This is a genomic window from Fibrobacter sp. UWH4 (genome assembly GCF_900142475.1).
Taxonomy (GTDB): domain Bacteria; phylum Fibrobacterota; class Fibrobacteria; order Fibrobacterales; family Fibrobacteraceae; genus Fibrobacter.
On sequence record NZ_FRAY01000002.1, the window covers coordinates 1 to 11,761 of the forward strand.

The window sequence follows — 11,761 nt, forward strand, 5'->3', positions numbered from 1 at the left end:
AAGTCGGGTCGATATTCTTGAGGCCGGCCTTGCCACCGCAACCAATGAGGGAGAGGGAAGCTGCGCAGAGGAGAAGCGCTGCAAATTTTTTCATGATAAAGTCCTCCTAATGGAGATTTTTTTAGAAAACGACATTGTTTTCTTGACGGCACAAGATAGGAAAAATTTGTTCTAAAATTGAGAAGTTTGGACTGAAAACAGAAATTTTTTTAACTTTTCGAGCAGAAATTTTTCTATATGACTCAACCTGAGACATATACGACACAGAACGTCAAAGCAGTACAAAAAAGGATTCCTAAACCCTGTTTTAGCGATCTTACTCGTGGCAGATCGGCAGCGGGGCGAACGGCGGTTCAAGCTCGATGCTGATCGGGCAATGGTCCGAACCCATGACATCGGAATGGATTTCGGCACTCACGATATTCGGCACCAGGCCTTCGTCTACAAAGGCGTAGTCAATGCGCCACCCTACGTTGCGCTTGCGGGCGCCAAAGCGGTTGGACCACCAAGAATAGCGGTCGCGTTCATCGGGATGCAGCTTGCGGAACGAATCCACGAATCCATTTTCTACATACTTGTCCATCCAGGCGCGTTCGATAGGCAAAAAGCCGCTCACGTCCTCGTTATCCTTGGGCCGTGCAATATCGATTTCCTTGTGACAAGTGTTATAGTCGCCGACAGTCACCACATGCTTGCCATCCGCCACCCAGCGTTTGCTGTTCTCGAGGAACGCATCATAAAAGCGAAGCTTGTAGTCCAGGCGGTCGTCGCCCTGGCCACCATTCGGGAAATAAATGGAATTCAGCACCCAATCCGGGAACACGAGCTGGAGCACGCGGCCCTCTTCGTCGAATTCCTCGATGTCGAAACCGTAGTTCACACGGTCGGGTTCAATCTGCGTATAGATGCCTACCCCGCTGTAGCCTTTCTTGCGGCGGCACGGGTTCCAGTAGGCAAAGTATCCTTCGGGCTTAGCGACCTCGTCGGGAATCTGGTCCACTTCGGCACGAACTTCCTGCAAGCACAGGATATCCGGCTTCGTTGCGGCAAACCAATCCGAAAAGCCCTTCTTGAGGGCGGAGCGGAGGCCATTTACGTTCCAACTGTAAATATTCATATAAACCCAAATCTTAATCCGCGCCAAAAATACATTTTTTTACTGCACAAATGCGTAAAAACTTTTCGATATTGCCGCGAAACGGAAAACTGGCTCAAATTTCACTCAAACGGCAAGAGTGATAAACAAAATTTACAAACTTTATTCAAATTTTATCACAATTCTAAAGAAAAAATATGCCAAACTGAATAATAAAATTATATTTAGCGTATGAAATCTTCAATTTTGTTCTTCTCTGGTATCGCTTTGCTCTCCCTCCTTTCCGCCTGTGCCGGTTCAAATTCGGGCGAAAACCTGGAAGTTCCCACCAACATGCCTCCCATCTGCCGCGAAATTGACTTCGTCGAACAGCCCGACATGCGAGAAATGTGCGGGGTCCGCACGGTTCGCACTTTTGCCTATAAGAACATCCCGCAGCAGCGCTACCTGATCAAGCCGCAAGAAACCTCCATCGTCAAGTCCAACGGCCAGCTGGAGCTCCGTTTCCAGAACAACCTTCCGCTGTATCTGGACGGCCCGATTATGGACGAAATTGAATTCACCCAGCAGAAGCGACTTGAAAAAATCCGCAACACCTACGATTACCACGAAATTTACAACAAGGGTGCAGAACGCATCCGCATCTTCAAGATGGGCATCCCGACCGACAAGGGCAACACCTACGAATACTGCTTCCGCATTCCCGAAAAGAGGGGTAACGCCCGTACGCGTAGCGTCGCCATGGGTAACCACATCGAGGCCTTGAGTTGCGCCGACTTCGACAAGCTCGTTGCCGAAAACGCAAAGACGAAGTAATTTCAGATTTCTGAGTTCAGATTTCGGAATTGACGCCTACGGCGTATTTCATATTAAATTATTCCTAATTCGTCTAAGTAAAATTAGACGAATTTTTTTGATAAAAAACGAATTCTGAATTCCGAATTAACCCAAGTTCTTTTTTTATTGAATTTAGACGTTTTCTAAGTTCTAAGCTCTAAGTCCTAAAATCTAAAATGCTACATTTGTTCCCACGTCATGGCTGAAAGCAAGTACATTCATAACGCATTAAAGCAGGTTCACCTAGAGACTTCGTGCACGACCGTCTCCGGCTTTTCGATTTCGGGACTGGCGACCTACATTCAGCTTCCCGAGTTGGATTTCTGCATCGACATGGGCGAATGCCCGCTTTCGGCAACCTCCATCAACCATGTGTTCTTGACTCACGCGCACGGTGATCACGCGCGTTGCCTGATGCGTCACCACAGCCTGCGCAAGATGATGGGCGTTGAACGCGAAAGTGTCTACTACATGCCCGAATACATTTGCGACGGAGCCCGCGACTGGATCCGTTCCGAAGCCATGTTCGAAGGCGTGCCCGAAAACAAGTTCCGCTACCCCGACATCGTCCCCGTGACGGCGGGCGACATCCAGTTCCTGGAACACCGCAAGGACCTTGCATTCGAAGCATTCAACGTCAAGCATTCGATTCCTGCCATGGGCGGCACACTGTACTATTACAAGAAGAAACTCAAGGACGAATATCTGGGACTTTCTGCCGACGAAATCATCAAGTTGCGCACAAGCGGCACCGAAATCACCCGCGAAGTCTACGATCCGCTGGTGAGCTTCATGGGTGACTGCATGGGCGAAAGTCTCCTGGAAAACTATCGCGTATTCCAGTCCAAGGTGCTGATTACGGAATGTACCTTCCTCGCCCCCGAAGACTACGAAATGAGCCATAAGAAAGGACACACGCATATCCGCCAGATAGCCGACGCCCTGAACCGCATGGGTGACCGCGTAGAATGCGAAAAAATTATCCTCGCGCACTTTTCGATGAAGTATTCCGAAAAATACATCCGCGAAATGATCGCTAAAGAAATCCCGGAGAGGTTTATAGATAGAATCGTAGCATTTATTTAAAAGAGACCAATCAGGATCCCCTCCCGTTGGTCAAGGATGACGCATCTATTTAAGTCATCTTAGAATGTAGCGAAGCAAAATGACGGGATCCACAGGTGAACGATTTTTTTAAGAAAAAGAATATGAGCGATATCGAAAACATTGAAGACGTTGAAAAGGAAGTCATCATTCCCGAATTCTACCGCGACCTGAAGGAAGATCCGGAATCGAAGGGACTATGGCACTACGTGTTCCGCACGCACGGCGACCGAAAGCCGATTGCAACACCCGACGGACTCCCCCACAAACTTGACTTTGAGTGGAAGGACATGTTCCCGCAAATCGCAGGCAAGGCCGACGCCCGCGTGGAAGTCGAAATCGGAAGCGGCAAGGGCGGTTTCCTTTCCGAATACGCCCCCAAGCACCCGGACCTCGTAATCATGGGTAGCGAATGGGACTACACCTGGGCCAAGTTCGCCCAGCGCAAGATGGACAAGGCGGGCGCACTCGCCAACGCCACTATGCTCCGCGGAGATGTTTTCTACTTCTTGCGCGACTGCGTCAAGGACAACACCGTCGACGCATTTCACATGTATTTCCCGGACCCCTGGCCGAAAGAACGCCACCACAAGAACCGCCTCTTGCGTCCTGATTTTCTCAAGGAAGTCGCTCGCGTACTTAAGCCGGGCAAGCGCATTTTTTACTGGGGAACCGACCATCAGGAATACAACGAGGTCGCCCTCGAGGTTTTCGACAACTTCAAGGGCTGCAAGATTTTGCAACGCAACACGGCCGAACCCACCGAAGGAATCATGACCGGCTTCGAAAAGAAATATCGCAAGGAAGGCCGTCCCATTTACAGAAGCGTCATTGAGTTCGAAAAATGACACTTCGTGTCAAACGAATTTGCTAGTTTATAGTCACCATGCTCAAGCACCTGTCGATTAGTGGATTTACTTTGATTGCGCAAGCGGAAGTTCCCTTCCGCGAAGGTTTTACAGCGATTACCGGCGAGACCGGCGCTGGAAAATCGGTACTTCTTAAAGCACTCCGCATCGTATGCGGCGACAAGGCCCAGGCCTCGATGGTCCGCACCGGCGAAGAGAAAGCCGTGGTCGAAGCGTCCTTCGACATTTCGAACGAGCCGCAGGTGAAGAAGGTTCTTGAAGAACTGGAACTGGACGAGGGCGACGAACTCATTATCCGCCGCGAAATCCAGGAGAACGGCAAGAGCCGCGCCCGCGTGAACGGAGCGATTGTCGCACTCCCCGACTTGCAGCGTCTGGGCGAAGAACTTATCCAGATGCACGGCCAGAGCGAACAGCTCCTGCTTCGCGACACGCGTACCCACACCAAGATGCTTGACGACTTTGCAGGGAACGGCGAACTGCTCAGGGAATACGGGACGCACTGGACCCAGTGGAACAAAATCCAGGATGAAATCAGGGTGACCGAAGAACGGGCGAAAAATCTCGCCGCGCAAAAGGATTTTTTAAAATTCCAGTTCGATGAACTTTCGAAAGCAGCCCTCAAGGAAGGCGAAGAAGAAGCCCTCGAAGAAAAAGTCAACAGCGCAAGCAAGCAGGAAGCAGAAACCCGCTACCTGAACGAAATCCAGGGAATGCTCGGCGGAGAAAACGGTCTCCTGGACCAAGTGCAAATTCTCACGTCCAAGCTGCGCTCCTTGGCGACAAAGCTTCCCGACTACGAAGATTATTTGAAGTCGCTCGAAGAAGTGACCGACCCCTACGAAAGCGTCTGCAAGGACCTGCTGAGGCTCCGCCCCGCTGCGGCCATGAGTGCTGCCGATATCGACCGCGCCAACGCCCGCATCGCCGCGATCCAGAAACTCAAGCGCAAGTACCGCACCGACGTCGCGGGCCTAATCGCCTTGACCGAACAACGCGGCGAAGAACTTTCGAGTCTCGAGAACCTAGATGCCGACCTCGAAGAACTCGCAAGGCAATCCAAAAAGGCGCTCGATGCGTTGCAGGCGACCGCCCTCAAGCTGACGGCATCCCGCCAGGAAGCCGCCGCCCGTTACGACAAGGCGGTAAGCGACATTTTGCACACGCTCGGCATGCCGAAGGCCATCTTTACGACCGCGATTACAATGCAGCCCCTGTCGCCGAACGGTGCGGACAAGATTGAATTCACGCTCGCCCCAAACCCCGGCGAAGGTTTCAAGAGCCTGCAAAAGGCGGTTTCGGGCGGCGAACTTTCCCGCGTATTGCTTTCCATCAAGAGTGTCATGGCCGACCTCGACCGCGTCCCCCTCTTGATATTCGATGAAGTAGACTCCGGCATCAGCGGCGAAGTCGGCAACAGCATCGGCATCGCACTCAAGAACTTAGGCAAACACCACCAGGTGCTCACGATTACGCACCTGCACCAGGTGGCAAGTCGCGCCGTAAACCAGCTCGCCGTCAGCAAGGACGAAATCGACGGACGCACTTACACGCATGTAAAGGAACTCGACCACGAAGGCCGAGTGAATGAACTTTCTCGCATGCTCGGCGGCGAAAGCGACACCGTTCGCGAACACGCAAGACAACTTTTAGAGGCTTAAATGACAGAAGAACAGACATCCGACATCCGGTTACGCACTCGCATCTGGAGCGTATTGCGCGCGGCAGTCTTTATCGCGGTCATCGTATTTATCTGGATGGGCATGGCCAAAATCGCCTGCGCCCTGGTCGCTGTAGCCCTTATTATGGGTTGGGTTAACTTGTACCAACTCCGTTCGCAGGAAATTGAAAAGCCCTATTACAGACTTTGGCTGAACGTAATCGATGGTTTCCTTTCATTCGCCGTGATGACAAGCATTTTCGTGCGCGACCTGTTGCAAAACGACCAGACCGAAAAACTGCTCGCCGTCGGATGTGTATTCCTGCTCGCGCGCCTAGTCGCCCACACACTGTTCAGCCTCGGGGTTCTCCGCGAAGGAAAGTCGCTCCCCCGCAAGCGACGCTGGAGCAAGCTTTCGAACATCGTCATCACCATTACGATGGGCGTCTACCTGCTGAACCTCGAAGACTACCAGCAGATTTGCATGGTATCCTCGATCCTCCTGATTATCGCATCGACCGTCGCTTACGCCTACTGGTACTACCGCGATCCTGCTCACCGTAAGCCGCTTTCAATTGCAAGCCAGCTCACCATGAGCCGCATCGTACTCACGCCATTCTTTTTGTGGGTATTCTTCTACGACAACGACCTCGATTACAGCAACAACAGCATCGTTTTCAAGAGCCTAGCCCTCATCATGGTGCTAGGGTTCATGCTTACCGATTTTCTCGACGGAAAACTCGCCCGTGCAATGGGCGAAGTCAGCACGCTCGGCAAGTACCTTGACCCGTTCAGCGACAAAATATCGAACATGACGATTTTTATGTGCTTTATCGCTACGGGATACGCCCCGGTGTGGATGGTCGCCCTGATTTACTTCCGCGAGTCGAGTGTAGAGACGCTCCGCACGCTCGCCGCAAGCGAAGGCCTCATCATGCCGGCCCGCCGTAGCGGAAAATGGAAAACGGCCCTGCAAGGCATCGGGATTGTCGCCATTCTCGTTGGGGCACTCAACCCAATGGAATCAATTATCCCCAATTACCAGGCTTTCTGGAACGTATTCCCGAAGACCGTGATGGGGTGCATAACAGCGATTACCATCATTAGCGGAATCGACTATTTCGTCGCCAGCAAGCACATTCTGAAAAAATTCGTTTAGCAACCCTTGACATGGGTATTAAAAATTTCTATATATGGGCTAACTTCGACGCGGGGTAGAGCAGTTGGTAGCTCGTCGGGCTCATAACCCGGAGGTCGCAGGTCCAAGTCCTGCCCCCGCTACTAATAAGAAATCCGTCCTTCAAGGGGCGGATTCTTTTTTAATTATTGTATTACTTTAGACTGTACACCTCTTTTTTTTCACCACGAAAATAGACATTTCTGTTCTCACCCGCTTTTTTGTAAATTTACACCATATATGTCACGCCTTACAGAATCCGAAGCATTAGACTTATTCTTGAACGCCCCGCTCGACGAACTCTGCGTCCGAGCAAACGCAGAAAAAGAACGTCGCCACGGCAAGTCCGTGTACTGGGTGAATAACCGCCAGATTAATTACACCAACGTGTGCGTGCTACACTGCAAGTTCTGCGCGTTTTCAAAAATCAAGAAGGATTCCCCTACCGCCTACGACTGGGACTACGATACGATTCGAAACAAGGCTGCCGAAGCGATTGCAGGCGGAGCCCGTGAACTGCATATTGTAGGAGGGCTCCATCCGGACCATCCGTTCGACTACTACATCGAAATGTTGCGCAAGCTCCGCGTGGAATTCCCTAAAGTGAACCTGAAGGCGTTTACCGCCGTAGAAATTTGCCACTTCGCGAAACTTTCGGGGCAGACGCCGCTGCAAATTATGACGACGCTGAAAGAAGCAGGCCTTGACGCACTGCCTGGCGGTGGCGCCGAAATCCTGGTGCAAGACGTCCGCGACCAGATATGCCCTGGCAAGGAAACCGGCGAGGAATGGCTGGATGTTCACCGTGCGGCCCACAAGATTGGCATTCCGACAAACGCGACGATGCTTTTCGGGCACATCGAAAAAATTGAAGATCGCATTGCCCACATGAAGATGCTTCGCGACTTGCAGGATGAAGCTCCGGGCTTTTTCGCCTTCATTCCGCTGGTGTACCACCCGGAACATAACGCGCTGCACAAGATTGTCCCGAACATCACCAGCGAAGAAGACATTCTGCGTACGGTCGCCGTCGCAAGGCTTTTCCTCGACAATTTCCCGCACATAAAAGCCTACTGGATTCAAATGGGCATCGAGACCGCGATGAAGGCGCTCCACGCCGGCGCCTCTGATTTGGACGGAACGATTATCGAAGAAAAGATTACGCACGCCGCCGGCGCCACGGTCCCCGTGGGCATGAGCCCCGAGCGCATGAAGTCCCTGATTTTGAATGAAGGATTGGAACCGGTCGAACGCGATGCATTATATGAAAGATTCTCTTAACGAGAATCGTTCGTAGAAAAAAATGCGTAGAATTTCATCGAAAAAGGCCGCGATTGTTTCGCGGTCTTTTGTATGTAATCGTATGGATTCCCTCGTGCATAGCACTCGAGAATGACGCCAAAGGCGGCACTTCGGCAATGCTTCGACAAACTCAGCGCACCGGCACAGTGACCTTACTTCACGCTGGCGGTCAGCAGTTTTGTAATCGCGGACACGTATTCAGCCGGGTTGGGGAGCGGAGTGCCTTCGGCAAGCAATGCCTGACCGTAGAGGGCCTTCGGCCAATCGCCCAGGTCTTCCTTGGCTTCGGCTTTCTTCTTGAGCATTTCGCAAATCGGGTGCGTCGGGTTGATTTCCAGGATGCGCTTGCTCTTCGGCAAGTTCTTCTGGCCCATGGCCTTCATCATGCGTTCCATCTGGGCGCTCATGGCGTCTTCGCTGGTCACGAGGCAGCAGGGGCTATCTTTGAGGCGGCTAGACACGCGGACTTCCTTGATATCTTCGTCCAAGACCTTCTGCAGGTTTTCGCAGAGTCCCTTGAAGATGCCCTTGTTAGCTTCTTCGGCCTTCTTTTCGTCTTCGGTCTTTTCGAAGTCCACGTCGCCGCAGGCGATGTCGTGGAACTTCTTGTCGCCGAATTCGGTGAGGCTCGACATCATGAATTCGTCGATGCCGTCGCTCATGAGCAACACTTCGTAACCCTTGGCCTTGAAGGCTTCGAGCATCGGGTTAGACTTCACGGCGTTCTTGTCGCCGATGAGGTAGTAGATTTCCTTCTGGCCTTCCGGCATGCGCTTCACGTATTCGTCGAGGCCCACGAGAGCGTCGCCTTCCGTCTTGGTGCTTTCGAAACGGAGCAACTTCTTGAGTTCGTCAAGATGTTCCCAGTTCATGTAGAAGCCTTCCTTCAGCACCATGCCGAGTTCGCGCCACCAGGCATTGTACTTGGCGGCATCCTTGTCGGCCATGTTCTGTAAGGTGTCGAGCACCTTCTTGATCACGTGCTTACGAATGTTGGTGATAATCTTGTTGTTCTGCAAGATTTCACGGGACACGTTCAGCGGCAAGTCTTCACTATCCACCACGCCGCGCACAAAGCGGAGCCACGGCGGCAGCAAGTCCTTGCAGTCGTCCATGATAAAGACTTTCTTCACGTACAGCTTGAGGCCGTGCAGTGCGTCGTTGTGCCAGATGTTGAACGGGGCCTTCGACGGAATGTACACGAGGCTCCAGAATTCCTGGGAACCTTCGGCGTGGCTGTGGCTCCAGGCGGCCGGTTCGTCGGCTTCGTGGCTGATAACGTTGTAGAAGTCCTTGTACTGTTCCTCGGTGACTTCCTTTTCGCTCTGGCGCCACAAGGCCTGCTTTTCGTTCAAACGTTCTTCGGGCTTTTCTTCGAGTTCGCCCTTGTCATTCTTGGTCGGCTCCGGGTGGAAGTAGATGCCGTAGCTCACGAAGCCGCTGTACTTCTGGACGATGTCCTTGATCTTCCATTCGCTGGCGAAGTCGACCGCGTCTTCGTCGTCCTTCAGGTACAAGGTGATCTTGGTGCCCACCTTGTCGCGCGGGGCTTCAGAAATCTCGAATTCGCCTGTGCCTTCGGAAGACCACAGGTAGCCCTGCTTTTCGCCGGCCTTGAGCGTGAGGACTTCGACCTTCTTCGCGACCATGAACACGGAGTAGAAACCTACACCGAACTGGCCGATGAGATCGACGCTGCCCTTGTCGCCTTCCTTCAAATTCTTGATGAAGTTCTTGGTGCCGCTACGGGCAATGGTACCCAGGCAGTTGATCAAGTCTTCCTTGTTCATGCCGATACCGTTGTCTTCCACAACGATTCTCTTGCCTTCCTTGTTCACCGAGATGTCGATGCGGAGCTGCGTGCCCTGCGGAAGCAAGTCGGCGTTAGAAAGCGAGAGGAAACGGCGCTTGTCCAGTGCGTCCGCCGCGTTCGAAACGAGTTCGCGGAGGAAGATTTCCTTGTTGCTGTAAAGGGAGTTGATCATCAAGTTCAGCATGTCGCGAACTTCGGTCTGGAATTCCATCTTCTCTGTTGCCATATAGATCTCCTATTTGGGTCGCACTTCGTGCTTTGAGGTCGCTGCGCTTTGAGGTCGGACGTTGACCCTTTGAGGTTTGGGCAGCGAAAAGCTCTATTCGCGAAGGCTTGATGTTTAATTTTCGAGCGGTCTAGGCCACCATAATGTTTCAAAATGAAACAAAATAACGGTCCTGCCTTGTTTTCGCTATAGAAGATGCAAGAACCGTGCCAAACGAGACGTGAGAACGGGTCTGCGCCATGTCATCCTCGATACGATGCGGAGGGAATCTTTAAAACGATAAACGTGATTATTATTTTAAAGATGATAATCATAAATAGGATAAAGAGGGGGAGGAATCCCCCTCGCTTCTGCCGCCTGCGGCATACGCTACCCCTACTGCGGGTCTCAGATGCCGACCCGCAACGCCCGGCTTATCGTTTTCCTCTGCTCACAAAGAGCCTCTATAAGACCAAAAATAAAAACAAAATGTAATGTTTATCATTTTTTACTTTTTGTGTTTTTCAATAAACTTTTCTTTTTGCTTCCCCTATTGAATAATTCAAATATAAAAAGAAAAGGTGCTTTGTCAGCACCTTTTAAAAATTAGTTTAATGATTATACTTAGTTATAAAACTGTATTCTTTCAACACCCCTATCAGAACCCCATTTCCAACCAACAAAATTACTTTTATCATTTTCCGTAGCTGTAATGTTTTTTATTTCACCTCTACAAGTTTCTGCATTATTTTTAATTTCATAAATTGCTTTTTCCTTTACACTATTTGCTTTAATTGTGTACATAATGGTACTATCAGCAACACCGACTAAATTGCAACCAATTCTATAAGTTACATTGATTTGCATTGTGTAATTAGTGTTATTTTCCCAAGAAAGATAGGCTATGTTATTTTCAACTCTAAACCCATTAAGTTTCAATTCATCTAATTCTACATAATGAGGTTCTGTACTCTTCGGTTCATTTTCATCAATATAATCATCATTATCACTAGAAGAACTATTCACAATTTTTTCCGAAGAACTACTTTCAACAATTTTACTAGAAGAACTGCTTTCTACTTTCTTTTCGCTAGAACTACTTACAATAAGTTCACTAGAAGAGCTACTTTCAACATTCTTTTCACTTGAAGAACTAACGGTAACCTTTTCACTAGAAGAACTTACATTTTTCTTTTCCATAGAAGAACTACTTTCTTCTTTCTTATCATTGATACTGCTACTGCTTTTATCTTCAACCTTGCTACTACTACTTTCAACCACCGTATCTTTCTTTGTGCTACTACTTGTAACTTCGTTACTATTGCTACTTTCGATGCTGGATGAGGAAACTATTGTCGTTGACGAGGATGTTCCGATACTAGATGAAGATTCAATGGCACTGGAGAAGGATTCATTTGCGCTAGAATAAGATTCTGAGACATTGGATGGCACCGAGGATTCACTAGAGATAGTGTGCTGCCTGGAACTACTTTCGACAGAGTCGGAGTCAGCTGAACTATTGATTGTGGGCTCAATGTATTCTATGCTGCTAGAAGATTCTATTGGCGAATCTGTGGCACTGGAACTGTTATCGTCTCCGCATGCAGAGATAAAAATTGCAGACATCAGTGCGATACAAGAACTAAGAAATGGTCTACTTGAAATAGTCTTCATATAAAGATCCTTTTCTACATATAA

The 11,761-nt window shown here is 50.1% G+C and carries 9 protein-coding genes and 1 tRNA gene; 7 read left to right on the plus strand and 3 right to left on the minus strand.

Annotated elements, in window-relative coordinates:
- Positions 1-316: 316 nt before the first annotated feature.
- Complete coding sequence (locus tag BUA93_RS02790; RefSeq protein WP_072978056.1) at positions 317-1,117, minus strand: exodeoxyribonuclease III; 801 nt, start codon at positions 1,115-1,117, stop codon at positions 317-319.
- 210 nt (positions 1,118-1,327) lie between these two features.
- On the opposite strand from BUA93_RS02790, the gene BUA93_RS02795 reads away from it, so the two are divergent.
- The 7 genes from BUA93_RS02795 to mqnE all read left to right on the plus strand — a co-directional run bounded on the left by BUA93_RS02795 (position 1,328) and on the right by mqnE (position 8,024).
- Positions 1,328-1,912, plus strand: a complete 585-nt coding sequence (locus tag BUA93_RS02795; RefSeq protein ID WP_072977281.1) for a hypothetical protein — start codon at positions 1,328-1,330, stop codon at positions 1,910-1,912.
- A gap of 219 nt (positions 1,913-2,131) precedes the next feature.
- A complete protein-coding gene (locus BUA93_RS02800; RefSeq protein WP_072977283.1) occupies positions 2,132-3,019 on the plus strand; it encodes an MBL fold metallo-hydrolase in 888 nt (295 codons plus the stop codon).
- A 122-nt stretch (positions 3,020-3,141) separates the two neighbouring features.
- The gene (gene trmB, locus BUA93_RS02805; protein WP_254793818.1) at positions 3,142-3,885 is read left to right on the plus strand and encodes a tRNA (guanosine(46)-N7)-methyltransferase TrmB; all 744 of its coding nucleotides are present in this window, start codon (positions 3,142-3,144) and stop codon (positions 3,883-3,885) included.
- A gap of 38 nt (positions 3,886-3,923) precedes the next feature.
- Positions 3,924-5,567 carry a DNA repair protein RecN gene (recN, locus tag BUA93_RS02810; RefSeq protein WP_072977284.1) on the plus strand — a complete coding sequence of 548 codons (1,644 nt, stop codon included), beginning with the start codon at positions 3,924-3,926 and terminating at the stop codon, positions 5,565-5,567.
- Complete coding sequence (pgsA, locus tag BUA93_RS02815; RefSeq protein ID WP_072977286.1) at positions 5,568-6,725, plus strand: CDP-diacylglycerol--glycerol-3-phosphate 3-phosphatidyltransferase; 1,158 nt, start codon at positions 5,568-5,570, stop codon at positions 6,723-6,725.
- A gap of 49 nt (positions 6,726-6,774) precedes the next feature.
- Positions 6,775-6,847: transfer RNA gene (locus BUA93_RS02820), tRNA-Met, on the plus strand.
- A 136-nt stretch (positions 6,848-6,983) separates the two neighbouring features.
- Positions 6,984-8,024 (plus strand): aminofutalosine synthase MqnE, encoded by a 1,041-nt coding sequence (mqnE, locus tag BUA93_RS02825; RefSeq protein WP_072977288.1) that lies wholly within the window; start codon positions 6,984-6,986, stop codon positions 8,022-8,024.
- A 173-nt stretch (positions 8,025-8,197) separates the two neighbouring features.
- On the opposite strand, the gene htpG is transcribed toward mqnE, so the two are convergent.
- Both htpG and BUA93_RS15830 read right to left on the minus strand, forming a co-directional pair.
- On the minus strand, positions 8,198-10,084 hold the full coding sequence (gene htpG, locus BUA93_RS02830) for a molecular chaperone HtpG (protein ID WP_072977289.1): 1,887 nt from the start codon (positions 10,082-10,084) through the stop codon (positions 8,198-8,200).
- 603 nt (positions 10,085-10,687) lie between these two features.
- The gene (locus BUA93_RS15830) at positions 10,688-11,737 is read right to left on the minus strand and encodes a hypothetical protein (protein WP_139257719.1); all 1,050 of its coding nucleotides are present in this window, start codon (positions 11,735-11,737) and stop codon (positions 10,688-10,690) included.
- Between the last annotated feature and the right edge of the window lie 24 nt (positions 11,738-11,761).

What these genes read in the sequence shown, in the direction of transcription:
- BUA93_RS15830 (WP_139257719.1), bottom strand. Translation starts at nt 11,737, where the DNA reads ATGAAGACTATTTCAAGTAGACCATTTCTTAGTTCTTGTATCGCACTG.
- BUA93_RS02800 (WP_072977283.1), top strand. Translation starts at nt 2,132, where the DNA reads ATGGCTGAAAGCAAGTACATTCATAACGCATTAAAGCAGGTTCACCTA.
- pgsA (WP_072977286.1), top strand. Translation starts at nt 5,568, where the DNA reads ATGACAGAAGAACAGACATCCGACATCCGGTTACGCACTCGCATCTGG.
- trmB (WP_254793818.1), top strand. Translation starts at nt 3,142, where the DNA reads ATGAGCGATATCGAAAACATTGAAGACGTTGAAAAGGAAGTCATCATT.
- recN (WP_072977284.1), top strand. Translation starts at nt 3,924, where the DNA reads ATGCTCAAGCACCTGTCGATTAGTGGATTTACTTTGATTGCGCAAGCG.
- BUA93_RS02790 (WP_072978056.1), bottom strand. Translation starts at nt 1,117, where the DNA reads ATGAATATTTACAGTTGGAACGTAAATGGCCTCCGCTCCGCCCTCAAG.
- htpG (WP_072977289.1), bottom strand. Translation starts at nt 10,084, where the DNA reads ATGGCAACAGAGAAGATGGAATTCCAGACCGAAGTTCGCGACATGCTG.
- BUA93_RS02795 (WP_072977281.1), top strand. Translation starts at nt 1,328, where the DNA reads ATGAAATCTTCAATTTTGTTCTTCTCTGGTATCGCTTTGCTCTCCCTC.
- mqnE (WP_072977288.1), top strand. Translation starts at nt 6,984, where the DNA reads ATGTCACGCCTTACAGAATCCGAAGCATTAGACTTATTCTTGAACGCC.